The sequence below is a fragment of the Pseudomonas grimontii genome (genome assembly GCF_007858185.1).
Classification (GTDB): Bacteria; Pseudomonadota; Gammaproteobacteria; order Pseudomonadales; family Pseudomonadaceae; genus Aquipseudomonas; species Aquipseudomonas grimontii.
In genome coordinates, this window is record NZ_VFES01000005.1 from 1 (window position 1) to 24,957 (window position 24,957).

At 59.2% G+C, this 24,957-nt stretch carries 16 protein-coding genes and 1 pseudogene; 11 read left to right on the plus strand and 6 right to left on the minus strand.

Annotated elements, in window-relative coordinates:
- Positions 1-604: 604 nt before the first annotated feature.
- Complete coding sequence (locus FIV39_RS09920) at positions 605-1,390, minus strand: helix-turn-helix transcriptional regulator (RefSeq protein WP_090404349.1); 786 nt, start codon at positions 1,388-1,390, stop codon at positions 605-607.
- Between the two features lie 199 nt (positions 1,391-1,589).
- Here FIV39_RS09920 and FIV39_RS09925 point away from each other — a divergent pair, with 199 nt between their 5' ends.
- The 8 genes from FIV39_RS09925 to FIV39_RS09960 all read left to right on the plus strand — a co-directional run bounded on the left by FIV39_RS09925 (position 1,590) and on the right by FIV39_RS09960 (position 12,256).
- A complete protein-coding gene (locus FIV39_RS09925; protein ID WP_090404346.1) occupies positions 1,590-2,954 on the plus strand; it encodes an APC family permease in 1,365 nt (454 codons plus the stop codon).
- Between the two features lie 9 nt (positions 2,955-2,963).
- Positions 2,964-4,067, plus strand: a complete 1,104-nt coding sequence (locus FIV39_RS09930) for a DmpA family aminopeptidase (RefSeq protein ID WP_090404343.1) — start codon at positions 2,964-2,966, stop codon at positions 4,065-4,067.
- A 366-nt stretch (positions 4,068-4,433) separates the two neighbouring features.
- Complete coding sequence (locus tag FIV39_RS09935) at positions 4,434-5,867, plus strand: serralysin family metalloprotease (protein WP_090404340.1); 1,434 nt, start codon at positions 4,434-4,436, stop codon at positions 5,865-5,867.
- A 49-nt stretch (positions 5,868-5,916) separates the two neighbouring features.
- The gene (locus FIV39_RS09940; RefSeq protein WP_090404337.1) at positions 5,917-6,285 is read left to right on the plus strand and encodes an AprI/Inh family metalloprotease inhibitor; all 369 of its coding nucleotides are present in this window, start codon (positions 5,917-5,919) and stop codon (positions 6,283-6,285) included.
- 104 nt (positions 6,286-6,389) lie between these two features.
- Positions 6,390-8,141, plus strand: coding sequence for a type I secretion system permease/ATPase (locus FIV39_RS09945; RefSeq protein ID WP_090404334.1), 1,752 nt, complete (start codon positions 6,390-6,392; stop codon positions 8,139-8,141).
- A complete protein-coding gene (locus FIV39_RS09950) occupies positions 8,138-9,451 on the plus strand; it encodes an HlyD family type I secretion periplasmic adaptor subunit (protein WP_090404332.1) in 1,314 nt (437 codons plus the stop codon). Before FIV39_RS09945 ends, FIV39_RS09950 begins: the two co-directional genes overlap by 4 nt.
- 2 nt (positions 9,452-9,453) lie before the next feature.
- On the plus strand, positions 9,454-10,791 hold the full coding sequence (locus FIV39_RS09955; protein WP_090404329.1) for a TolC family outer membrane protein: 1,338 nt from the start codon (positions 9,454-9,456) through the stop codon (positions 10,789-10,791).
- Positions 10,792-10,831: 40 nt separating this feature from the next.
- Positions 10,832-12,256, plus strand: coding sequence for a polyurethane esterase (locus FIV39_RS09960; RefSeq protein ID WP_090404327.1), 1,425 nt, complete (start codon positions 10,832-10,834; stop codon positions 12,254-12,256).
- Positions 12,257-13,037: 781 nt separating this feature from the next.
- Here the strand turns inward: FIV39_RS09960 and FIV39_RS09965 are convergent.
- Positions 13,038-13,262, minus strand: a complete 225-nt coding sequence (locus FIV39_RS09965; RefSeq protein ID WP_027605784.1) for a YgdI/YgdR family lipoprotein — start codon at positions 13,260-13,262, stop codon at positions 13,038-13,040.
- A gap of 186 nt (positions 13,263-13,448) precedes the next feature.
- Here FIV39_RS09965 and FIV39_RS09970 point away from each other — a divergent pair, with 186 nt between their 5' ends.
- The 3 genes and pseudogenes from FIV39_RS09970 to FIV39_RS33335 form a co-directional block, all read left to right on the plus strand.
- Positions 13,449-15,098, plus strand: a complete 1,650-nt coding sequence (locus FIV39_RS09970) for a VRR-NUC domain-containing protein (protein ID WP_090404324.1) — start codon at positions 13,449-13,451, stop codon at positions 15,096-15,098.
- Positions 15,095-17,347: an ATP-dependent DNA helicase gene (locus tag FIV39_RS09975; RefSeq protein WP_090404319.1), complete on the plus strand. Its 2,253-nt coding sequence runs from the start codon at positions 15,095-15,097 to the stop codon at positions 17,345-17,347. The genes FIV39_RS09970 and FIV39_RS09975 overlap by 4 nt, the downstream gene beginning before the upstream one ends.
- Positions 17,348-17,363: 16 nt before the next feature.
- Positions 17,364-17,495: pseudogene (locus FIV39_RS33335) on the plus strand (alpha/beta fold hydrolase); the annotation flags it as partial.
- A 15-nt stretch (positions 17,496-17,510) separates the two neighbouring features.
- Here FIV39_RS33335 and FIV39_RS09985 read toward each other — a convergent pair.
- The 4 genes from FIV39_RS09985 to FIV39_RS10000 all read right to left on the minus strand — a co-directional run bounded on the left by FIV39_RS09985 (position 17,511) and on the right by FIV39_RS10000 (position 24,946).
- Entirely contained in the window at positions 17,511-19,184 is a 1,674-nt protein-coding gene (locus FIV39_RS09985; RefSeq protein WP_143513873.1) for a hypothetical protein, read from the minus strand.
- A 146-nt stretch (positions 19,185-19,330) separates the two neighbouring features.
- Positions 19,331-21,133: a hypothetical protein gene (locus FIV39_RS09990; RefSeq protein ID WP_090404314.1), complete on the minus strand. Its 1,803-nt coding sequence runs from the start codon at positions 21,131-21,133 to the stop codon at positions 19,331-19,333.
- 57 nt (positions 21,134-21,190) lie between these two features.
- Positions 21,191-23,410 (minus strand): carbohydrate binding domain-containing protein, encoded by a 2,220-nt coding sequence (locus FIV39_RS09995; protein ID WP_090404310.1) that lies wholly within the window; start codon positions 23,408-23,410, stop codon positions 21,191-21,193.
- A gap of 51 nt (positions 23,411-23,461) precedes the next feature.
- Complete coding sequence (locus FIV39_RS10000) at positions 23,462-24,946, minus strand: hypothetical protein (protein ID WP_090404307.1); 1,485 nt, start codon at positions 24,944-24,946, stop codon at positions 23,462-23,464.
- Between the last annotated feature and the right edge of the window lie 11 nt (positions 24,947-24,957).

The following is a 24,957-nucleotide window of genomic DNA, read 5'->3' on the forward strand; positions in this document are numbered from 1 at the left end:
ACTCGCGGCGATTCATCGTGATGCAAGGTTTTTGTGTGGACCTCACGCAGCCTCGCCAGGGCTCGGCAGCTGCTACGCGCCATCTCACCCGTAGCAGCTGCCGAGCGCAAGCGAGGCTGCGTTGGGCACACCGCCGATATCACTGACCATCCACGTTCTCGCGGCGATTCATCGTGATGCTGGGTGTTTGTGAGGGCCTCACGCAGCCTCGCCAAGGCTCGACAGCTACGCGCCATCTCACGCTCCCGTAGCAGCTGCCGAGCGCAAGCGAGGCTGCGTTGGGCACACCGCCGATGTCACTGACCATCCACATTCTCGCGGCGATTCATCGTGATGCTGGGTGTTTGTGAGGGCCTCACGCAGCCTCGCCAGGGCTCGACAGCTGCTACGCGCCATCTCACCCGTAGCAGCTGCCGAGCGCAAGCGAGGCTGCGTTGGGCACACCGCCGATGTCACTGACCATCCACGTTCTCGTGGCGATTCATCGTGATGCTGGGTGTTTGTGAGGGCCTCACGCAGCCTCGCCAGGGCTCGACAGCGCCATCTCACGCTCCCGTAGCAGCTGCCGAGCGCAAGCGAGGCTGCGTTGGGCGCACCGCCGATGTCAGGGGTTTTCCAGGTCATGCCCCAACGACTGGATAAACAACGAAAACAGTTCCGGCTGTGACGAGATGTCCAGCTTCGCGTACAGATGCCGACGGTGCACCTTCACCGTGTCCGGCGAGATATGCAGGCGCTCGGCCATGGCTTTGGAAGAGAACCCGCGCAGCACCAGGCGGGCGATTTCCAGTTCGCGCTCCGAGAGTACGCCGCAACCGAATTGGCTCAACGCATCCCGGATCTGGCTGTCCATGGCCGGCGCGCGCTGGGTGCTTTGTTGCCAATGCTGCTGCATCAACGGCAGCACCCAGGCCGCCAGGGTCGTCATCATTCCGGTCTCCTCAACGCTGAAACGCCGCTGCATGCCCAGTGACAGCGACAACGTCCCCGCGCCCGGCAATTGCAGGATCAACTGCAGCTCGTCTTCCAGCACGTTGTCGTGGAAGTAGCTGAGGAAATACTCGCTCTGGCGAAAATGGTCCGGCGCCACTTCCTCGAGCCGGTACACGCCACTGGCATAACCTTCGCGACAGGCCTGGAAGAACGGATCGAGCAAATACAGGCCATTGAGGTAGGCCAGCATCGACGCCGGTTTACTGCTCGGCTGGGCGTCGTACTCTTCCAGGGCCTGGGGCGGGCCCTCCACGGGATAGAAGATCGCCAGCGCGTTATCGAAGGGCAGGCACTGGTGCAACAACAGCACCAATTGCTTCCAGAATCGCTCGGTGCCGATTTGTGACAGGGTTCGCCCCAACCCGGCATGCATGCCGATTTCCCTGAACAGGCTCATGTCACTGGCTCCCACCCTCAAAAGATTGGCCAAGGGTTCGGTTTTTGCTGAGTGGCGTCAAGGGGAGTACGCCAATAGGGGAATTGGCTGACAGGCGTCAGGTCGATAACGTCGTCACTATTCAACGGGAAACATATCCCGAAAAAACATCATTTTTCGTTTCTGCCTCACACCAAGAACAACGACAGAGGATAACGATATGAGCACTTCCCCCACGCCCGACGGCGTGCTGAAACCCACCCTGAGCGTCTTCGATGTAGTGGCCATCACCGTTTCAGCGGTGACCCCCGCCAGTTCCGTCTTCGTGATCGCACCCTTTGCCATCCAACAGGCCGGCAGCGGCGTGTTCCTGGCGTTCGTGATGGCAGGGCTGCTCGCGCTGATGTTCGCGTTTTGCTACGCCGAACTGGGCCGCGCCCATAACAGCGCCGGTGGCGAGTATGTGTATGCCAAACGGGTGTTCGGCGGCATGGCTGGCTACGCGACGTTCCTGACCGTGCTGGTGATGCTGCTGTTTATCCCGCCGGTCTTGGCCACGGGGGCCGCCACCTATCTCAACAACGCCTTGGGGACGACATTCGATTCGCAAACCGTCGCCCTGGTGATCGTGGTGTGCAGCTACGCCTTGGGCATCCTCAATATCAAGCTCAACGCCTGGATCACCGGGACCTGCCTGCTGCTGGAAGTCGCGGCGCTGCTGGTGATCGTGTGTCTCGGCTTCGGTAACCCGGTGCAGCCGGCCAGCGTGCTGTTTCAACCCCAGATCGTCGAAAACGGTATGTTGCACCTGGCGCCCTGGGCCCTGGTGATCGGCGCGGTGGGCATTGGCCTGTTTTCCTACAACGGTTACGGCCCAGCCGTGTTGCTGGCCGAAGACATGAAATGCGCTGGCAAGGGCGTGCACAAGGCGGTGCTGTGGTCCCTGGGCCTGGTGGTGGTGATCGAGTTGGTGCCGATCACAGCGTTGCTGATCGGCGCGCCGTCACTGAGTGCGATGATCAGCAGCCCGGACCCCATCGGCTACCTGCTCACCAGCCATGGTAATGAAACCCTGTCGCGCCTGGTCAGTGCCGGGATCTTCCTGTCGGTATTCAATGCGATTGTCGCCATCGTGATCCAGATCGGCCGCGTGGTGTTCAGCAGCGGGCGCGATGCGCTGTGGACGCCGACCATCAACAAACTGTTCACCCGCATCCACCCGCGCTGGGACTCGCCATGGCTGGCCACGCTGTTCCTGGCGATTCCGTCGGCGGCGCTGAGCTTCAGCTCCAACCTGGCCGACCTCACCTCGTTCAGCGTATTGCTGATCATATTGGTGTACCTGGTGGTGGCGTTGAGCGCATTGATGAGCCGCGTGCTGCTGCGCGACCGCGAGCATCCCTATCGCATGCCGCTGTGGCCGTTACCGGCGCTGCTGGCGGTACTGGGCGCGGGTTACTTGCTGGTGACGTTGCTCTACGCGGCGTCAGTGCGCGACATCATGATCATCATCGGCCTGCTGGCGCTGTCGGTGATTCTGTATTGCATCAGCGGCCGGTCGAGTCCGGTTTTTCAGAAATTGTAAGGAGTGGTTATGCGTGCACGTCAATTGGGCATCACGTTGGGGTTGGGCACACCCGGCGAGTTGAATGCCATCACCGACGTTCCGGGGGTTCGGGTCGGTCACAGTACGCTCAAGACGCGTATCGATGACAAGCAGGTGCGCACCGGTGTCAGCGTGGTCCAGCCGCGTGCCGGGGAGGCGCGGCAGCAGCCGTGCTTTGCCGGGTATCACGTGCTTAACGGCAACGGCGACGCCACCGGCCTGGAATGGATCAGCGAGGCGGGCCTGTTGACTACGCCGCTGGCCATCACCAACACCCACAGCATCGGCATCGTGCGCGACACCCTGATCGCCCTGGAGCGCGAGCGTCTGGCGGACCCGGCGGTGTACTGGTGCATGCCGGTGGTGATGGAAACCTACGACGGCCTGCTAAACGACATCTGGGGCCAGCACGTCAAGCCTGAGCATGTGCGCCAAGCGCTGGAAAGCGCTGAAAGCGGCCCCGTGCAAGAAGGCGCCGTGGGCGGTGGTACGGGAATGATCTGCCATGAATTCAAGGGCGGTATCGGCAGCGCCTCGCGCCGTTTGCCGGCCGAGCAGGGCGGTTGGACCGTCGGCGTGCTGGTGCAGGCCAACCATGGCAAGCGCCAGGAACTGCGCGTCGACGGTTACCCGGTGGGCCGTCGCTTGATGGACATCCCATCGCCCTTTGCCGAACGGGGCACGCCGGGCATGGGTTCGATCGTGGTGATCATCGCCACTGATGCGCCTTTGCTGCCACACCAATGCCAGCGCCTGGCACAGCGCGCGTCTATCGGTATCGCACGCACTGGCGGCGGCACCGAAGACTCCAGTGGCGACCTGTTCCTGGCCTTCGCCACCGGCAACCAGGATCTGCCCCCAGCAGACTACGCGCGCAAAGGCCTGCCGTTGAGCAGCACCTTGCAGATGGTGAATAACGATCATATTTCCCCGCTGTTCAGCGCTGCAGCGGAGGCGGTGGAGGAGGCGATCATCAACGCGATCCTGGCAGGCGAAGACATGCTGACCGACGACGGCGTACAGGTGCCGGGCTTGAAAGGCGAAACGTTGTTACAGGCATTGCACAACACAGGTTGGCGCGTGTCCCGATAATAGGGGGCAGCGCCGATATATTCATATAAATAGTGGCTGTTTAATGTTGCGAATGACACCATGACAATATTGTGGATCCAATTATCAAGTGTGTCGCTCAACTTGAGCGGCATTAACGCTATTTAATATTTAAATAAGTGGCCAGTGTCTTTTGTCGGACAAAGGCAACGCCACCCAACAAATACGGAGCCAAACTTGTGAGCGCTGTTTATTGGTCAGTTCTCATGCTGGAAAAGATGTAGACGAAAGATTTCAAGTTGTGTCAGTTTCGTGACGCCTTCAAAAGAGGCGAGTGATAGGACGATCTCGCCCACGGGATTCCTATCGACCCAAGACTGATGCATTTGCAAACAAGGAAGTACGTTTATGTCAAAAGTAAAAGACCAGGCTATCGTGTCGGCGGCGCAAGCCAGCACCGCTTACTCGCAAATCGATAGCTTCAGCCATCTGTATGACCGTGGCGGCAACCTCACGATCAATGGCAAACCCTCCTACACCGTTGACCAGGCAGCCACCCAGCTGCTGCGCGACGGCGCCGCGTACCGGGACTTTGACGGCAACGGCAAGATCGACCTGACCTACACCTTCCTGACCTCGGCCTCCTCGAGCACCATGAACAAACATGGCATCTCGGGCTTCAGCCAGTTCAACGCCCAGCAGAAAGCACAGGCCGCCCTGGCCATGCAATCCTGGTCGGACGTGGCCAATGTCACCTTCACCGAGAAAGCCACCGGCGGTGACGGCCACATGACATTCGGCAACTACAGCAGCGGCCAGGACGGCGCGGCTGCCTTCGCCTACCTGCCCGGCACCGGTGCAGGCTACGATGGCACCTCGTGGTACCTGACCAACAACAGCTACACGCCGAACAAGACCCCGGACCTGAACAACTACGGCCGGCAGACCCTGACCCACGAAATCGGCCACACCCTGGGCCTCGCCCACCCTGGCGACTACAACGCTGGCGAAGGCGCCCCGACCTACAACGACGCGACCTATGGACAGGACACGCGCGGCTACAGCCTCATGAGCTACTGGAGCGAGAGCAACACCCACCAGAACTTCAGTAAAGGCGGGGTCGAAGCCTACGCGTCCGGCCCGCTGATCGACGACATCGCCGCGATCCAGAAGCTCTACGGCGCCAACTACAACACCCGTGCCGGCGATACCACCTACGGGTTCAACTCCAATACCGGGCGTGATTTCCTCAGCGCCACGTCCAACGCCGACAAACTGGTGTTCTCGGTCTGGGACGGTGGCGGCAATGACACCCTGGACTTCTCCGGTTTTACCCAGAACCAGAAAATTAACCTCAATGAGGCCTCGTTCTCCGACGTTGGCGGCCTGGTGGGCAACGTCTCCATCGCCAAGGGCGTGACCGTAGAGAACGCGTTCGGCGGTGCGGGCAACGACCTGATCATCGGCAACAACGCAGCCAACGTCATCAAGGGCGGGGCCGGCAACGACCTCATCTACGGCGCTGGCGGCGCGGACCAACTGTGGGGTGGCGCGGGCAACGACACGTTTGTGTTCGGTGCCAGTTCCGACTCCAAGCCAGGGGTGGCGGACAAGATCTTTGACTTCACCTCGGGCTCCGACAAGATCGACCTCAGCGGCATCACCAAAGGTGCCGGGCTGACCTTCGTCAATGCCTTCACCGGGCATGCCGGCGATGCGGTGTTGTCCTACGCGGCAGGTACCAACCTGGGCACCCTGGCAGTCGACTTTTCCGGGCACGGCGTGGCGGATTTCCTCGTCACCACCGTAGGCCAGGCAGCGGCCAGCGACATCGTGGCATGATGCACGGGCGCGGCGCTTTGGCGCCGCGCCTCCAGGATGGGGCGTACAGATGCAGCGTTTTTACAATGTGATCGCCTGCGTGTTGCAGGTGATGTTCGTGTCGGCAGGAGCCCACGCAATGGCGAGCAGTCTTGTTTTACCCACCAGCGCCCAATTGGCCGGGCATTGGCAGTTGCACCAGCAGGATCAGGTGTGTGCACTGGACCTGCTCGAGCAGGCCAATGCCCTGGGCGGCGATGTGACCTGTGTGGCGCAATGGCTGGGGGACAAGCCCCTGACGTGGTCGCCAACCCCGGACGGTATCTGGCTGTTCAATGCCGAAGGCAGCGGGATCACCCATTTGAATCGTCAGAAAGAAGGTGAATACCAAGGCCGTACACCGTCGGGTGCGGTAGTGGTATTGCAACGAGCACCTTAGTTGTCCGTTATAAGGCGATAACTCGATTTTATTAGTTGGCCGCCCCTGATCAGGGGGCAGGGGCAACTATTGCGCGTAGTTGGGTTCAAGGAAGAGCAAAAGATATGGTCAAACCCCATACCGTGGCGCCTTTATTCAAGGCGCTGGGTGAGTACAAGAGCATCTTGATCAGCGTGGGTTGTTTTACCGCCTTGATCAACCTGTTGATGCTGGTGCCGTCGATTTACATGCTGCAAGTGTATGACCGCGTGCTCTCCTCGCAGAATGAAACCACCCTGGTGATGTTGACCCTGATGGTCGTGGGCTTCTTTGCGTTTATTGGCCTGCTGGAAGTCATCCGCAGTTTTATCGTGATCCGCATCGGCAGCCAGTTGGAGCGGCGTTTCAACTTGCGCGTGTACAAGGCCGCGTTCGAACGCAACCTGCAACGCGGCCAGGGGCATGCCGGGCAATCCCTGGGTGACTTGACCCATATCCGCCAATTCATCACCGGGCCGGCGCTGTTCGCGTTCTTCGATGCGCCGTGGTTTCCCATCTACCTGTTTGTGATTTTTCTCTTCAACGTCTGGCTCGGGGTGTTGGCCACCGCCGGCGCGCTGCTGTTGATCGGCCTTGCGTGCCTCAACGAATACCTGACGAAGAAGCCATTGGGCGAGGCCAGTGGTTTCTCGCAGCAATCGACGCAGCTGGCCACCAGCCATTTGCACAACGCCGAAACCATCCAGGCCATGGGCATGCTTGGCGCGCTACGCAAACGCTGGTTTGCCGTGCATTCGCAGTTCCTGGGTTTGCAGAACAAAGCCAGCGATACCGGCTCGGTGATCACCTCCCTGAGCAAATCCTTGCGCCTGTGCCTGCAATCCCTAGTGCTGGGCCTGGGTGCGTTGTTGGTGATCAAGGGCGATATGACCGCCGGGATGATGATCGCGGGCTCGATCCTGATGGGCCGCGTACTCAGCCCCATCGACCAGTTGATTGCGGTCTGGAAGCAATGGAGTTCGGCCAAGCTGGCCTATCAGCGGCTGGACGAATTGCTGCGCGAGTTCCCCCCGGAAGTCGAGCAGATGAAATTGCCGGCACCCAAGGGCGAGGTCAGCTTCGAACAGGTCAGTGCCGGCCCGCCCGGGCGGCGCCTGCCTACCCTGCATCAGGTCAGCTTCAACCTCGGCGCCGGCGAAGTGCTGGGCGTGCTCGGGGCCTCGGGCTCCGGCAAATCCACCCTGGCCCGTGTGTTGGTGGGCGTATGGCCGACCCTGGCCGGCACCGTGCGCCTGGATGGCGCGGACATCCATCGTTGGGACCGCGACGACCTCGGTCCGCACATCGGCTATCTGCCCCAGGACATCGAACTGTTCAGCGGCAGCATCGCCGACAACATCGCGCGCTTTCGCGAGGCCGACCCCGAGCGTGTGGTGCAGGCTGCGCAACAAGCCGGCGTGCATGAACTGATCCTGCGTTTGCCCCACGGTTATGACACGGTCCTGGGCGACAACGGTGGCGGCCTGTCCGGTGGCCAGAAACAACGGGTGGCCCTGGCGCGTGCGCTGTACGGCGGGCCGCGGTTGATCGTACTGGACGAGCCCAACTCCAACCTCGACACCGTCGGCGAGGCCGCGCTGGCCAGCGCCATTGTGCAGATGAAAGCGCAGGGCAGCAGTGTGGTGCTGGTGACCCATCGTTCTTCGGCCTTGGCCCAGGCCGATAAGTTGCTGGTGCTCAACGAAGGGCGTTTGCAGGCATTCGGGCCAAGCCAGGACGTGCTGCGGGCGTTGTCCGGCCAGCAGGAAGCACCGAAGGATAAACCCGGTGTGAGTTTCAGCCGTCAGTATCAAGCCGGAAGGAATCCAGGCGCATGAGCAGTATCACTGTTGAACCACGCTTCAAAGAGCGCGACGCCCGGTTCTTCGCGCGCATGGGCTGGCTGCTGACCGTGGTCGGTGCCGGTGGCTTTTTCCTCTGGGCCAGCCTGGCGCCCCTGGACCAAGGCATTCCGGTGCAGGGCACGGTGGTGGTGTCGGGCAAACGCAAGGCGGTGCAAACCTTCAGCCCCGGCGTGGTCAGTCGGATTCTGGTGAAGGAGGGTGAGCTGGTGAAGCAAGGCCAGCCGCTGTTCCGTCTCGACCAGACCCAGCACCAGGCGGACGTGCAGTCCCTGCAAGCCCAGTACCGCATGGCCTGGGCCAGCGTCGCGCGTTGGCAGAGCGAGCGCGACAATCAATCCGCCATCACCTTTCCCGCCGAGCTGAGCAGCAGCCCCGAGCCGGCATCGGCGTTGGTCCTGGAAGGCCAGCGCCAATTGTTCAGCAGCCGTCGCGAAGCCTTTGCCCGTGAGCAGGCAGGCATCCGCGCGAATATCGAGGGCGCGACCGCGCAGCTCAACGGCATGCGCCGCGCCCGCAGCGACCTGACCGCCCAGGCCCAGTCCCTGCGCGACCAACTGAACAACCTGCAACCCCTGGCCGACAACGGTTATATCCCGCGCAACCGGCTGATGGAGTACCAACGCCAGCTGTCCCAGGTGCAACAGGATCTGGCGCAGAACACCGGCGAAAGCGGCCGGGTGGAGCAGGGCATCCTCGAATCGCGCCTGAAATTGCAGCAGCACAGCGAGGAATATCAGAAGGAAGTACGCAGCCAATTGGCCGACGCGCAATTGCGCAGCCTGACCCTGGAACAGCAACTCACATCGGCTGGCTTTGACTTGCAACACAGCGAGATCAACGCGCCGGCCGAGGGCATTGCGGTCAACCTAAGCGTGCACACCGAGGGCGCCGTGGTGCGTGCCGGTGAAACCCTGCTGGAAATCGTGCCCCAGGGCACGCGCCTGGAAGTCGAGGGGCATTTGCCGGTGCACCTGGTGGACAAGGTCGGCACGCACCTGCCGGTCGATATTCTGTTCACCGCCTTCAACCAGAGCCGCACCCCGCGCGTGCCGGGGGAGGTCAGTCTGATTTCCGCCGACCAGATGCTCGATGAAAAAACCGGCGCGCCGTATTACGTGCTGCGCACCACCGTCAGCGAGGCGGCGCTGGAGAAACTCCACGGCCTGGTGATCAAGCCGGGCATGCCCGCCGAGATGTTCGTGCGCACCGGCGAGCGTTCGTTGCTCAATTACCTGTTCAAGCCGCTGCTCGACCGCGCCGGCTCCGCGTTGACCGAGGAATGAGCATGAAAGCGGTGTTCATCGCCTTGCTGTTTACCTGCGTCAATGCCCAGGCCGCCATGGGCCCGTTCGATGTGTACGAGCAGGCCCTGCGCAACGATCCGGTGTTTCTCGGCGCGATCAAGGAGCGCGACGCCGGCCTGGAAAACCGCACCATCGGCCGCGCGGGCCTGCTGCCCAAGCTGTCGTACAACTACAACAAGGGCCGCAACAACTCCCAGGCCACCTTGCCCGACGGGCGTGGCGGCAATTATCACGACGACCGCAACTACAACAGCTACGGCTCGACCTTCAGCCTGCAACAGCCCTTGTTTGACTACGAGGCTTACGCCAACTACCGCAAAGGTGTGGCTCAGGCGCTGTTCGCCGATGAAAGCTTTCGCGACAAGAGCCAGGCCCTGCTGGTGCGGGTGCTGAGCTACTACACCCAGGCGCTGTTTGCCCAGGACCAGATCGACATCGCCCGCGCCAAGAAGAAGGCCTTCGAGCAGCAATTCCAGCAGAACCGGCACTTGTTCCAGCAAGGCGAGGGCACCCGCACCGATATTCTCGAGGCTGAGTCGCGCTATGAGCTGGCCACCGCCGAAGAGATCGAGGCACTGGACGAACAGGACGCCTCGTTACGGGAACTGGGCGCGTTGATCGGTGTGCAAAGCGTCAACATCCACGACCTGGCGCCGCTCAACCAGGGCTTTGCCGCATTTACCCTGACCCCGGCCAACTACGACACCTGGCATACACTCGCGATCAGCAACAACCCTACGCTCGCGTCCCAGCGCCAGGCCCTGGAAGTGGCGCGTTATGAAGTGGAGCGCAACCGCGCCGGGCATCTGCCCAAGGTCACCGCGTATGCCAGCTCGCGCCAGCAGGAATCCGACAGCGGCAACACCTACAACCAGCGCTACGACACCAACACCATCGGCGTGGAAGTGAGCCTGCCGCTGTATGCCGGTGGCGGCATCTCCGCGTCCACCCGCCAGGCCAGCCGTGCCATGGAACAGGCGGAATACGAACTGGAAGGCAAGACCCGCGAGACCCTGATCGAACTGCGTCGGCAGTTCAGTGCCTGCCTGTCCGGCGTGAGCAAACTGCGCGCCTATCAAAAGGCGCTGGCCTCGGCGGAGGCGCTGGTGGTGTCGACCAAACAAAGCATCCTCGGTGGCGAGCGGGTCAACCTCGATGCGTTGAACGCCGAGCAACAGCTCTACAGCACGCGGCGCGACCTGGCTCAGGCGCGTTACGACTACCTGATGGCCTGGACCAAATTGCATTACTACGCCGGCAACCTGCGCGACACCGACCTGGCCAAGGTGGATGAGGCGTTCGGGCCAGCACCGCATTAATTGGCTTTCTCGACAATTCCAACAATAGAGAGGCAAGACCATGGGTGTGTTTGACTATAAAAACCTCGGAGCCGAGGGCTCCAAAGCGTTGTTCGCCGATGCCATGGCGATCACGTTGTATACCTACCATAACCTGGATAACGGCTTTGCCGTGGGCTACCAGCACAACGGCCTGGGGCTCGGCTTACCGGCCACGCTGGTCGGTGCGCTGCTGGGCAGTACGGATTCCCAGGGCGTGATTCCTGGCATTCCCTGGAACCCGGATTCGGAGAAAGCCGCCCTTGAGGCCGTGCAACAGGCGGGTTGGACGCCCATCAGCGCGAGCACCCTGGGCTATGCCGGCAAGGTCGACGCCCGAGGTACGTTCTTCGGCGAAAAGGCCGGCTACACCACGGCCCAGGTTGAGGTGCTGGGCAAGTACGATGACGCCGGCCAGTTGCTGGAAATCGGTATCGGTTTTCGCGGCACTTCAGGCCCTCGGGACACGCTGATCAGCGATTCCATTGGCGACCTGGTCAGCGATCTGCTCGCGGCGCTGGGCCCCAAGGATTACGCGAAGAACTACGCCGGCGAAGCCTTTGGCGGCCTGCTCAAGAACGTCGCCGACTACGCCAGCGCCCACGGCCTCAGCGGCCACGATGTGGTGGTCAGCGGCCACAGCCTGGGCGGCCTGGCGGTCAACAGCATGGCCGACTTGAGCAGTGGCAAATGGGCAGGTTTCTACCAGGACGCCAACTACGTGGCCTACGCCTCTCCGACCCAGAGCGCCGGCGACAAGGTGCTCAATATCGGTTATGAAAACGACCCGGTATTTCGTGCCCTGGACGGCTCGTCCTTCACTTGGTCGTCGTTGGGCGCGCATGACAAACCCCATGAATCGACCACCGACAATATCGTCAGCTTCAACGACCACTACGCCTCGACGCTGTGGAATGTGCTGCCGTTTTCCATCACCAACCTGCCGACCTGGATCTCGCATTTGCCCACCGGTTATGGCGACGGGATGACGCGCATCCTCGAGTCCGGTTTCTATGAGCAAATGAGTCGCGACTCGACGATTATCGTCGCCAACCTGTCCGACCCGGCCCGGGCCACCACCTGGGTACAAGACCTCAACCGCAATGCCGAACCTCACAAGGGCGATACCTTCATCATTGGCAGCGATGGCGATGACCTGATCCAGGGCGGCAAGGGCGTGGACTTTATCGAGGGAGGCAAGGGCAATGACACGATCCGCGACAGCAGCGGGCATAACACCTTTATGTTCAGCGGGCAGTTTGGCCAGGACCGGATTATCGGCTATCAAGCGACGGACACGCTGGTGTTCAGGGATGTAGAGGGGAGTGCGGATTATCGTGATCACGCCAAGGTGGTAGGCGCGGATACGGTGATCAGTTTTGGCGGGGATACGGTGACGTTGGTCGGGGTGGTTGGATGGTCGGGGGAGGGGATTGTTATCGGTTAAACCTGTGGGAGGAGCAAGCCCCCTCCCACATTTGAACAGTGCTGGCCGCTGGAAATCAGTCTTCTGTGCGCACCGTCGACGCGGATAGGGTGACGCTCGGTGGCGTTGGAATGCGCTCAAAACTGTGGGAGGGGGCTTGCTCCCGATAGCGGTGGTTCAGTCAATGAGATGTCGACTGGAATACCGCCATCGGGGGCAAGCCCCCTCCCACATTTGATCAGTGCTGGCCGCTGGAAATCAGTCTTCTGTGCGCACCGTCGACTCGGATAGGGTGACGCTCGGTGGCGTTGAAATGCGCTCAAAACTGTGGGAAGGGGCTTGCTCCCGATAGCGGTGGTTCAGTCAATGAGATGTCGACTGGAATACCGCCATCGGGAGCAAGCCCCCTCCCACATTTGAACAGTGCTGGCCGCTGGAAATCAGTCTTCTGTGCGCACCGTCGGCGCGGATAGGGTGACGCTCGGTGGCGTTGGAATGCGCTCAAAACTGTGGGAGGGGGCTTGCCCCCGATAGCGGTGGTTCAGTCAATGAGATGTCGACTGGAATACCGCCATCGGGGGCAAGCCCCCTCCCACATTTGAACAGTGTTGGCGGCTGGAAATCAGTCTTCTGTGCGCACCGTCGGCGCGGATAGGGTGACGCTCGGTGGCGTTGGAATGCGCTCAAAACTGTGGGAGGGGGCTTGCTCCCGATAGCGGTGGTTCAGTCAATGAGATGTTGACTGGAATACCGCTATCGGTAGCAACCCTCCCACATTTGGATCAGTGCCAGCCGCTGGAAATCAGTCTTCTTTGCGCACTGTGGCTACATCGTCGGCTTTGACTCGGATGCGCTTGCCGGCGATATCGGTGAACTCATAAAACCCGTCGGCGGTTTTGGTTTTTGGGGAGTCCTTGGTCAGATACTGCGTGCCATTTTGCAGCGTCACCACGGTTTGCGTCGCGCAACCGGCCAATACCAGAAAAGTGAGTGCAACCAGCGGCAGACCCAAATTCTTCATGTTCATAACCCTTACCTTTAACCCTGAAAAGTCCCGCGCCAAGGCTGCGGGCCATAAATTTTACGCCATCGACTCACCCATCTGATCACTTTTATACAAAAAGTTGCGTGCGCCATTTATCTATTACCGATTGCAACACAGCATGGGTGACGGCACTCTGTATGCATAACCAGTATTTGACTGACGCGCGCCATGCCCAACCCCCTCGACGATCCCCTCTATTACCTGCATAACTTCCGTCAAGTCCTGCATTGGCTGGGGCAACGCTATGGGGATCTGCTTGACCCTGACGAACAGCATTTCATTCAGCAATTCGACAGCTTGCCACAGGCGTCCCAGGCCTTATTGGTGCGGATGGTGATGCGCAAGGGCGTGCATTTTCGTGCGGGCAAACTCAGCTACCCGGAGATCGGTTCTACCCGGGGGGCTATCGGGCCGCTACGGGAATTGGGCTGGGTCGATGATCAACACCCATTGGCCTTTGACGCGTTGTTCGCCCTGCTGCAAAAAGGCGAACTCCTCAGTGCCTTCAAGCCCTGGATCGACCAGCCCAAAGCCAGGAAGGTCGACTGGCTCGAGGGCTTGGCGGCGCAGTTCACAGAAACCCGCAGCTTTGCCCAATGGTGCCCCGAGCTTGCCGAGCCGCTGTACAGCCTCACGGTAATGGACCTGTGTGAGCGTTTGCGCCTGATGTTCTTCGGCAACCTGCACCAGGACTGGTCGGAGTTCGTGCTGGCGGACCTCGGCATCTACACCTACGAAAAAGTTCAGTTCTGCGCCGAATCCCGGGGCTTGCGCAGCCGTGACGACGTGCACGGCGTGCTGTTCCTGCACCAATGCCAGCAAGCCTTTGAAAGCGGTGAAGCGCTGCAGGACGTACTGGCGAAAGTCGCCATGCTGACCACCGACAACCCTTGGCTGGAAAAGCGCCGGGCCAAGCTGTTGTTCCAGCTCGGTCAATATTGCGAGCGCAGTGCCGAATTGGCCTTGGCGGAGCAGATCTACCGCACCTGCGCCTACCCCGGCGCCCGCGCGCGACTGATTCGTGTGCTGGAACGCCAGGAGGACTACGTCCAGGCCATGGCGCTGGCAAGCGCCGCGCAACAGGCACCGGAAAGCGCCGCCGAACAGCAACACCTGTTGCGCGTCATGCCACGCCTGCGACGCAAGCTGGGTGAACCCCGGCTACCCACGCTCAAACCCCGTGAAGTCACGCGCCTGGACCTGGAACTTGCCCTGCCGGAACCGTTGATGTCGGTGGAGTACTGCGTCCAGGCCCACCTGAGCGAACCGGATGCCCCGGTGCACTACGTCGAAAACGGCCTGATCAATTCGCTGTTTGGCCTGCTGTGCTGGGACGTGATCTTCGCGCCACTGCCAGGGGCGTTTTTCCACCCGTTCCAGCGCGGGCCGGCGGACCTGCACAGCGAAGACTTCCACCAACGCCGCGCGCCGCTGTTCGCCGCGTGCCTGGAGCAACTGCAGGATGAGCGCTACAAGGCCACGATCCGCCAGCGCTACGTGGAAAAATGGGGGATCCAATCGCCCTTCGTCTTCTGGAACCTGCTCAGCGAAGAACTGCTCGAACAAGCGTTGCACTGCCTGCCCGCCGAACACCTGCGCTACTGGTTCGAACGCCTGCTGCTGGACATCCGCGCCAACCGCGCCGGCATGCCGGACCTGATCCAGTTCTGGCCCGCCGAAAAAACCTACCGCATGATCGAAGTCAAAGGCCCCGGCGACCGCTTGCAAGACAACCAACTGCGCTGGCTGGCGTTCTGTGGCGAGTACCAGATGCCGGTTACCGTCTGTTACGTGCGCTGGGCGGAGCAGCCCGCTTGAGCTACAGCGTAGCCGTGCGGGCGCTGTGCGAGTTCACGGCCAAGGTCGGTGACCTGGACCTGCGCTTCACCCCGTCTCCCAGTGCCCAGGAAGGCATCATCGGCCACCGCACCGTGGCCTCGCGACGCAGCGCCCGTTACCAGAACGAAGTAGCCCTGGAGGGCGAATACCAACAACTCAAGGTACGGGGCAGGGCAGACGGTTACGACCCGGACACCAATCGCCTGGAAGAAGTGAAGACCTATCGCGGCGACCTAGATGCCCAGCCCGCCAACCACCGACAACTGCATTGGGCCCAGGTCAAGGTTTACGGCTGGCTGATGTGCCAGAAACTCGGGCTGACGGAAATTGACTTGGCGCTGGTGTATTTCGACATCGTCGGCGAGGGCGAGATCCTGCTCAATCAGCGCTTCCAGGCGGCCGAGCTGGAAGGGTTCTTCAACCAGCAATGCGCGCTGTTCCTCGGTTGGGCCCGGCAGGAAATGCAACACCGCGAAGCGCGCAACACGGCGGCGCAAACCCTGGTGTTCCCCCATGCCGACTTCCGCCCTGGCCAACGCGCGTTGGCCGAGTCGGTGTACAAGGCCGTCAGCACCGGCCGTTGCCTGATGGCCCAGGCACCCACCGGCATCGGCAAGACCATCGGCACGATCTTCCCGCTGCTCAAGGCCCTGGCGCCCCAGCAATTGGACAAGGTGTTTTTCCTCACCGCCAAGACCCCAGGCCGCAAACTCGCCCTTGATGCGGCCCACGTGCTGCACGCCAGCAGCGATCTGCCCCTGCGCGTACTCGAACTGGTCGCGCGCGACAAAGCCTGCGAACACCTGGACAAAGCCTGCCACGGCGACTCCTGCCCGTTGGCCAAGGGCTTCTATGACCGTTTGCCCGCCGCACGCATTGCCGCGTCCAAGGTGCGCCTGCTCGACCAGCGCAACCTGCGCGATGTCGCCCTCGCTCACGGGGTATGCCCCTATTACCTGAGCCAGGAAATGGCGCGCTGGGCCGACCTGGTGGTCGCCGACTACAACTACTATTTCGATTTCGGCGCCATGCTCTTCGGCCTGGCTCAGCTCAACCAATGGCGCACCGCCGCGCTGGTGGATGAAGCCCACAACCTGGTCGAACGCGCTCGCTCGATGTACAGCGCCAGCCTCGACCAGTACAGCCTCAAGACCCTGCGCGACACCGCGCCCGAGCCGCTGAAAAAACCCTTGCAGCGCCTCAACCGTGAGTGGAACGCCTTGCACAAGGACCAGATCGCGGCGTACCAGGCCTATGCCACGCGGCCGGACAAACTGCTCCAGGCCCTGAGTCTGTGCACCAGCGCCCTGGGCGATTACTTCAACGAGCATCCCGAAGCCCTCAGCGGCGACCTGCAAGCCTTCTACTTCGAAGCGCTGCAATTTGCCAAGGTCGCCGAGCTGTTCAACGAACACTTCATCTTCGACATCAGCAAACGCCAGCTCGGCGGTAAACGCAGCAGCTCAACCCTGTGCCTGCGTAACGTGGTGCCCGCCGAGTTCATTCGGCCCCGATTGACCGCCGCCCGCAGCAGCGTGTTGTTCTCCGCCACATTGAGCCCACGCCACTATTACGCCGACCTGCTCGGCCTGCCGACGGACACGGCCTGGGTCGATGTGGAATCGCCGTTCAGGGCCGAACAACTGCACGTGCGCATCGTCAATAAAATCTCCACACGCTTCGTGCATCGCCAAGCCTCGCTGGCGCCGATTGTCGAGCTGATCGCCCGCCAGTTCGCGCAACAGCCGGGCAACTACCTGGCGTTTTTCTCAAGCTTTGATTACCTGCAACAAGTGGCGCAACTGCTGGCCGAGACCCATCCCAGGATCCTGCTGTGGCAGCAATCGCGCGGCATGGCCGAGGCCGAACGCCAGGGATTTCTCGACCAATTCACCGAAGACAGCCAAGGCATCGGCTTTGCCGTACTGGGCGGCGCGTTTGGTGAAGGCATCGACCTGCCCGGCGCACGCTTGATCGGCGCGTTTATCGCCACCTTGGGATTGCCGCAACTCAACCCGGTCAACGAGCAGATAAAACTGCGCATGGCAGCGATTTTTGGCGCGGGGTACGACTACACGTACCTGTACCCCGGCATTCAGAAGGTCGTGCAGGCGGCGGGGAGGGTGATTCGCAGCGAGCACGACCGGGGGGTGGTGATGTTGATGGATGATCGGTTTGGGGAGGCGCGCGTACAACATCTGTTGCCGCGCTGGTGGGTCGTTGATTGAGTTATTCGTGCCATCAATGATTGGCGACCACGATCCTGTGGGGGTGTTTGAAACTCACACGCTCTAGCACATGCCCGAGTGGGTGCCTGACCTTGAGCAGCATTTCCTGGCTAACTGTGGCCATTGGATCCAGAACGAGCAGGCGCAGCACTTCGCGCTGTCGTCATTCGCCCATTACCCACACAAGCAGCTTCGAGTAACGGGTGGGTTGACCCTGTCGTATAAGGCTGTAAAACACCCGTACGATCTCCCCCTCCTTAAGGTTACCCACGGCGATCGGAATGAACAGTTCCCGGCCGGCCGTTTCCGAATCGAGGGTGTTCGGCACTGTGGTTCTCGATTGGTCGCCAATCCAGCGTAATGTCACGGTGTCTCCGGGCTCAGTTTCGGTAAATGGCAGAATGGCCATCACCTGTTGCTCGGTATGAGTGCCTTCAACCCGCGCCTGGGGCAGTGCAGCGGCTGGCTTGCCTACCTGCAATTGCAAGCGCAGCGACTCACGGCTTGAGGGCCGATCCGCGCGTTCGTAATACAGCTCGGTGAGTAGGGTGTTGAAGCGCTTGATATGCTCGCCGTCGACCGTGAATACGAGGACGCGATCTGCCGGGATCGTTGCCAGCGTGTACTCCTGGGTGTAGATCACCGAGCCACCCACCCACACCAGGCGAATCTGGGTCGAAGCCCCCCATCCGTCGGGAGCAACTATGACCACTGTGGCCTTGGGAACAGCCGGATCCAGATAGCCAGCTGCGGACTCCTGGACCACGGGCGCGAGCCATGGACTGGCAGCTCCGCGTACACTCACCCGAGTCTGCATCGAAACAACCACGTCGTCGGTTTTTACCCGATGAAGGCTGCAAGACAGCATTGAGACCCCACCCCCCAGCGCCCTGACTCTTTCATTCGGAATATCGAATTCCATAAAGCTATTGGTGCGCTCGACGGTTTTCTCATCACTGTAGGGAGCTGGGAAATTCTCAGCGTCTCGACCGTCCCAGTCCAGGCGTACTCGATCGCCTTTATCGAACACCATTGGATCAAGAAACAGTTTGATCTTCTGCGGACCATCCCCGAGCTGTTTCAAGTCGATAACCTCTCCTGGTTGCTCAAGGAAAGGTGCCTCAAGCAGCCGGGTGCCGAGGTTTACATTGACCCAGTTTAACGGCGACCAATTTTCATCTGATTCAGGATCGAAAACCGGATAGTTGCCCACCGCGTCCATGACCTGCATTGCGATGGGCAGGAAAGGATTGCTGCCGGCAGCATGGATGACGTTCTCGGTAATCATCACTTCGAATCCTCTGCCGACCTCCCTGGGTGTCACCACATGGCTGATAAGCACTCTACCCCAGGCAAATATGACGGTGTCATATTCGGCCATGTTTTCGTAGGGCTGGACAACAAGAATGACCCCAAGCCTGGCCCTCTTAAGGTCAATCACTGCACCCGCTTCGAGGTCTTCAGGGATAAAAAACACCAGCCCTTGATGGCCCGGTGTTGCGTGGTCCGGGTCTTCTTTACCGGGGCGGTCCAGCTTGATCCGAAGCCTGATCCTGTTGGTGTCGACGGGGCCCTTGCCAGGTTCCTCAATGGTGCAGTACGCAGTAGCCCACTCCGGCAAAACGTTTTCTTTGCGCATGGTCAAGCTATACACCGGGTTATTCACATTGCCGTCGTCGATAATCAGGTAGTCCTCTGGTGTCGGGCTGTTCCAGTACAGGAATATCTCTGTCTCGAGTGCGAACTTCTGCTTAGGAAAAAGTAACGGCTTGAGATCATGCTCGACATGCCGCAGACCGATACACCTGTCAGGCTCGGTATCTTCCTTGATAGGCATGCCCAGATTCTGGAGATACAGCTCCGATTGTCTATCGTCGGCTGTATCTCCGAGTTTTGTCTTAGGCGCACGAGGCATCGTGAAACCTCCACAGTAAAGGGGTGAACATCAATCAGGCAGACCGGCGGTTGGCATAGAGATCATCTTTACCGCATGTCCTCGAACCCGAAAATTCCTCGGCGAGCAATCATCAGCGTCACCACGCCTGAATAGCGCTGTGGAACACCGTTATGGTTGACTTCCCAATAGACTTTTACGATGCGATTGAGGTTATCCAATACATATTTTCCCGGCACTTTGATTCGTGCGTCACCCGGCCTCGAAATATGCATCAGCATGACAATGCGGTTACCTGGGCCGAACCAATGCAAACGAACATGCTGACCAACCGGCGGGTTAGGGAGGGTGACCCAAACGCCATCCGGTACCAGGTCCGGATCAAGGTGATGGCCGACAACCTTGTCGACTACCGGAGCGACCATGGCCTCCCAAGGTTTCCCCAATAGCAGGCTTTTGCGCGCAGACTCACCTATCAGTCGCCCATCAGTACCGTTGACCTCGTAATAGAGTTGCGAAGGGCGGCCCTCAAATCGCTTGATTTGGGCCACTGGCAGTATGAACTCAATGACGTCGTGTTCCGGACGTTCACCTGCACTGCGGCTGAAGCGGTATTCCACGGTGCCGTCTGGGTCAGGCAAGAGCCAGACCAATGTGATCAGGTCCCTTGGTTGCCAGCTGGCCTGGTAAGGCACGTAGGCTTGTCCATCTTTTCGGACGGGGCGTATTTCCGCGAAGGGCATGGTGTCGATCACATAAGGCGCTGGCCACTGGACCGATGCCCCTTTGACACTCACATAAGCAGCCTGTGAATGCATTGTCGTGGAACCGACGTATTTGCGCAGCGTGTAATACAACTTGGCGTGTCCCTGGGCCAGCCCCGCCATAACTGCAGGAGGGATCGGGAAGTCATAGATCGCGTTAATCCTTTCCACTGTGCGTTGTTCGCGGTGCAGGACAATGTTTCCTTGAGCATCCGTAGCCTTGAAAAACAGCTCCAGAGTGTCTCTTGTCTCGAAGTAATCTGCTGAAGCAAACACCGATGCGATAACCGGCCTACCTGCCAACTTCTCCAGGTCAATGACGCCGGTTTGCGGGTCAACTTCTGCGCTGTAAGGCTCTCTGAGAATATCGCGTTGTGCATACACCAACACCTTGCTGGCTGCAGACCAGCGTTCAGCCGGGTCAGTAGAGTTCCCGGTATGCCCACGCACCTGCAGCCTCACATTCAGTTCTCTGCCGTCGCGGGCGGCCATGATTTTCGCGTAAGGCACCACAATTATGAGTTCCTGGTTAAGGTCTTCCTCGGTGAGTAAATGGGTTTCCTGCTCATCCCCCCAGCACAGCAGGACTCGGTCCCCTGGAGCCGCGTGGGAGTAGGGCATCAGCGTGATTTCGATATTCTCGCGAGCCCTGGCTTCACTGACGCCGTTAACCACCACATCGTCAGGTAGATAGATGACCAGCCCTTGGTGTCCCGGCCTGGAAGGGTCGGGGTCACGGCCACCCGGACGGTCAAGGTCAACTCGCAAGCGCAGGGGGAGGGTAGACGCGCCCGATCCATTAATCCGACACACCAGTGGGTCTAGCCATTGAGGCTTGATACTGGCGCCAGGAAGGAGAATTGGCAGCCATTCACACTGGGTATCCGCGGCCATGACAAAGGTGTGAGCGACCGGAAGAATAGGGTTGTTGCTGAACAGTTCGAGTAGTTGACCGGGTGACGTGTACGCGCTGGTCCTCACGTAGACGACCTGAGGCGTTTCGATATTTCTGAGACCCAGGTTGCCGTCTACACCGACATCATCAGCCGCCGCCGGGTGGAGCCTGGGGATGTAAAGGTCGCCCAACTCCGCTGGGGGTTGGTGGTTATTGGTAATGACTGCGGACATGGCAGCGACTCCTTTTTGTAAATCAACGGGGGAAGACAACGAAAGGCAAAGCTCGGGTTAGATACGCCTGAAGCGGATGTCGTCAATTTCGTAGTCGTTGCCAACAGGTGATGCTTGATGGCTGTTGATAAAAAGTTCAATTTGAGAGCTAGTGGCGGTCAATGTTCCTTTGAGTTCCCGCCAGGTCCCTAGGTTAGTAATTAAAGTTGGGTTGGTAAGTTGGCCGTAATTTGAACTGAGTGAAAGTGATGGTATTTCGCTTGTGCCCCAAAATCTTCTGGCTTTCAAGCTGAATTCGTACCGATGGCCCTGAATTATGTTGCTGAAGCGCTGACTGAACAGCACGCCGCTATTATTGCTGCTGGTGTTGGTCCAGTTATGGAATACAGTATTTCCGTTATAAATCCTGAACTGGATGTCACGGCCGTTATTGAGGGCGGGGCCTGACACCCAGCCATTCAAGTTGCTGTTGTCGAAGTTAGTAATATGGTCGCGTCCCGGGCGAATATATAATACAAAAAATGGTGAAAATCGTCTGGGCACGCCCGCCCTGGCCAAGCTGTACTTAATCCTGACCGACCCGTTCAGGTTTTCGCTGACGAAGCGACGTTCGATTGGTATGAGCAGGGCTTTTCCTTGTTGGGTGGGACTCACAGTGACCTGCACGCGCGTACTCACGTTATTGCCTTCCCAATCCAGTGTTATTACGTCATTTTGGAGGCTGTCAATAGGCGGGATAGTCACTGTTATGTGGGTGCCAATATCCTCCGGGATCAGATAGTTTCCCCAGCGCGCGTCAACCTCAACTGGAGGCAATGTTCTCGCATACTGGCCTACTATTAAAAATAGACGCTGTGACGAGCGATGAGGCAGGAGGTCGATACGTTCGTAATACACATCAACTGGTAGGGTATTAAAACGTCTTACTTGCGCACTCGGAACAGTAAATGAAAGTTCCTTATTGCCCGGGATAGGCCCCAGGAAAAACTCTTCAGTAAAATTGACCGAGTGGGCAGCCCACACAATTCGAATTTTTGTGGCCGAAGTCCAACCGTCCTGTGCACGATACTTCATTGTGGCATTTGAATTGGGATTCAATTCTCCGCCTGGAGCTTCTACGATGCTAGGCGCGGGCCACTCAATGACGTCACCATTAACCCTGATACGTACTTTTCTTGAGGGCAGCCATTTATTGTCTCTGGCCTTGAAGAGGTTGTAGTACATGATCGCAACACCACCGGCTATTGCTTTGACCATTTCGTTCGGTACATTGAAGTCTTCGATGAAGTTTGTAATATTGACATCTCTCTGCTCACTATGAAAGAAAGGCACGTTTTGAATATCTCGGCCCTCCCATTCAAAAGCAATTTTATCTTTGGGCTCGAAAAAGTCATTGTCGATAAATATCTGGACGATTTGTGCCGCATTCCCCAACTCGTCAAGTTCAACAGTTTCCCCGGCCTGCTTAAGGAACGGTGGTCGTGGCCGCAAGAGCCCGAGGTTGACTTCTACTCGCTGTATCTCCGACCAGTTCGATTTGGAATTGGGGTCGGCAGGATAGTTACCGGCGACATCCTTGATTTGCATGGCCACCGGCATGTTCACATAGTGGGGGTTCTGCTTGATGATCTCGGGGGGAATGAGCATTTCAAATGAACGTCGCACCTCACTGGCCTTCACAATGTGCTCGAGGATAGTCGCGCCCCAGTCGATGCGGCAGGTATCCCACTCGGCCATGTTTTCCCAAGGGTGGATTTCGAGCACTACACCCCGTTCCGCCCTGGCCATATCCACGTGGCTGCCCGCTTCCAGGTCGGGAGGTAAAAAAAATACCAGGCCTTGGTTACCCTCGGTGAACTCGTTCGGGTCAGGGTAACCGGGGCGATTACGTTTTACCCTGAGCTTCAACGGCTTGGTTTTAGACTGATTGCCGCTGGGGCGTTTGATGAGGCAATAGACTTCAGCCCACTCCGGCAGGATCTGCTCTTTGTCCACCATCAGACTGAAAAACCGGTTACCGAGGTTCTCTGGTTGAATGATGAAATAGTCCACAGGTGCTTCGGGATTGTTCCAAATCAGGTAGATCTCGGTGTCCAAAACAATCTCCGGGAACGTCAGGAGCAGCACCTCCAGGTTATGTTCGACATGCCGGGCGCCAAGTGCACCGTCAGACTCCGTATCCCCTTCAAGGGGGGGCTCGACACCGCTGATCAAGACCGGGCCCAGGTCGTAATCATTGAGGGGCGCGCGCGGTTTTTTTGGGGTTTTACGGGACATGGTCTGACCTCCAGGAGGGCGGTGTTGCTCATAAAAACCGCAGCAGGCTCATCACCTGCCGCCCGGTGCTCCAATCTGTACTTCCTGGCGTAACGATTCGTTGAGTGATGTGCTGCGCGCCAGAATATTTTCGGGTTCATACACGTAATAGAGTTCAGGGGTGGTGCGGTTGAACCTCAAGAGCGCTGCATGTGGAATCAGACGCCTGATCGGCACCCCCTCAGGCACCTGCCCTACGGTGAACAGGTCGTCGTAGAGGATGAGGTCATGGCTACCCGGTATCACGTAACGCAAGAGCAACATGATCTTGTCAGTGGGCCTGCGCCATGCGTACCAGGGAATCTCGACGGCGGCGCCACCCGTGGGGATAGGGTTGACGACATGGGAGGGGTACCGCACAAAAAAAGGTGGCAACAGTCGGATGATCACGTCCTGAACGGCGGCAGATGCAATTTTTGAGTAACCCACGACATCGCGCCCTTGTAACAAGATAAAACTGATCTCCACTTTGCCACCGGCAACGGCGCGCACTTTGTCATTGGGCACGAAGAAGTCATGGGGCCTGCCGGCCGCTTCTATCGGGATGTATTGCTCATGCAATACCACGCCCCCTAGCTTCGGGTAGCCCCGGTAAGTCACAAAATACGTGTAGCCGACAGGGCCCTCCCACGGATACGTAAATAACTGCATATGCAAAGGCTCGCCGCTAAGCGACTCAAGGTCGATCAAACCTGGAAAGTTCTGCGTCGCGAAGATAGGCGCGGCAAGATTGGCACTGCCCACGTCTACCAGCACGGGGATATTGCGTGAGCGGGGGACGGATGCGTTGCGCACCGTGTCGACTACCTGGAAGCTCACCAAGCGATTGCTGCCGTTACCGATCGAGATAATCTGATCGCGGTTGAGTTTTATCTCGGTCGTCAGGCCTACACCGGCCACCAACTGAGAGGGAGCAAAAAAGCTACCAACCTGGCATTCAATGCGATCCAACCGATGCATATTCGGGTAAGGCTCAAAGGTTAGGGTTACGCCTCGCCCGGCCTGAATTTCCCGGATCTCTGTATCGGATATTGAGAAGTTCAATTCCGAATGACCAGGGTCAACATGGCTTTGATCATCGCCGCCTGGGAGGGTTCGTTTGACCAGCAGCGTCAACGGATAAGAGAGATCATTGGACGAGCCGCCGCCATAAAACACCCTGTAGCCCAGTATCAGATCTCCGTCGGGAAGGTCACTGTCTGAAATAGCAAAAGAGAAGCTATTACGTTCTTCCTCTCCGGGCTCCAGGATTTTCTCCGCAAGGACCTTCATCCCCACTATCGCAAGCACCTGGATTTTGTCCCTGGGACTGGCCAGCCAATTCTTATCTACCGTCACGGTCAGGCCTTTGGTCAGCAGCCAGAGAGGCACACCACCGTCATAGCCCGCAAACGCCGGGGACATGCCAGGAACCCTCAGCGTGTCAAGAAATTTGGGTTTGATCGGGGACGCCTTTTTTCTTTTGGTGGGGGCCGGCTTGCTGTTTTTGGTAGGCATGGCTTTCTCCA

Bases quoted from the DNA above. Each gene is read 5' to 3' on its own strand.
- FIV39_RS10000 (WP_090404307.1), bottom strand. From the start codon at position 24,946: ATGCCTACCAAAAACAGCAAGCCGGCCCCCACCAAAAGAAAAAAGGCG.
- FIV39_RS09985 (WP_143513873.1), bottom strand. From the start codon at position 19,184: ATGCCTATCAAGGAAGATACCGAGCCTGACAGGTGTATCGGTCTGCGG.
- FIV39_RS09990 (WP_090404314.1), bottom strand. From the start codon at position 21,133: ATGTCCGCAGTCATTACCAATAACCACCAACCCCCAGCGGAGTTGGGC.
- FIV39_RS09970 (WP_090404324.1), top strand. From the start codon at position 13,449: ATGCCCAACCCCCTCGACGATCCCCTCTATTACCTGCATAACTTCCGT.
- FIV39_RS09950 (WP_090404332.1), top strand. From the start codon at position 8,138: ATGAGCAGTATCACTGTTGAACCACGCTTCAAAGAGCGCGACGCCCGG.
- FIV39_RS09935 (WP_090404340.1), top strand. From the start codon at position 4,434: ATGTCAAAAGTAAAAGACCAGGCTATCGTGTCGGCGGCGCAAGCCAGC.
- FIV39_RS09955 (WP_090404329.1), top strand. From the start codon at position 9,454: ATGAAAGCGGTGTTCATCGCCTTGCTGTTTACCTGCGTCAATGCCCAG.
- FIV39_RS09930 (WP_090404343.1), top strand. From the start codon at position 2,964: ATGCGTGCACGTCAATTGGGCATCACGTTGGGGTTGGGCACACCCGGC.
- FIV39_RS09920 (WP_090404349.1), bottom strand. From the start codon at position 1,390: ATGAGCCTGTTCAGGGAAATCGGCATGCATGCCGGGTTGGGGCGAACC.
- FIV39_RS09965 (WP_027605784.1), bottom strand. From the start codon at position 13,262: ATGAACATGAAGAATTTGGGTCTGCCGCTGGTTGCACTCACTTTTCTG.
- FIV39_RS09945 (WP_090404334.1), top strand. From the start codon at position 6,390: ATGGTCAAACCCCATACCGTGGCGCCTTTATTCAAGGCGCTGGGTGAG.
- FIV39_RS09995 (WP_090404310.1), bottom strand. From the start codon at position 23,410: ATGTCCCGTAAAACCCCAAAAAAACCGCGCGCGCCCCTCAATGATTAC.
- FIV39_RS09960 (WP_090404327.1), top strand. From the start codon at position 10,832: ATGGGTGTGTTTGACTATAAAAACCTCGGAGCCGAGGGCTCCAAAGCG.
- FIV39_RS09925 (WP_090404346.1), top strand. From the start codon at position 1,590: ATGAGCACTTCCCCCACGCCCGACGGCGTGCTGAAACCCACCCTGAGC.
- FIV39_RS09940 (WP_090404337.1), top strand. From the start codon at position 5,917: ATGCAGCGTTTTTACAATGTGATCGCCTGCGTGTTGCAGGTGATGTTC.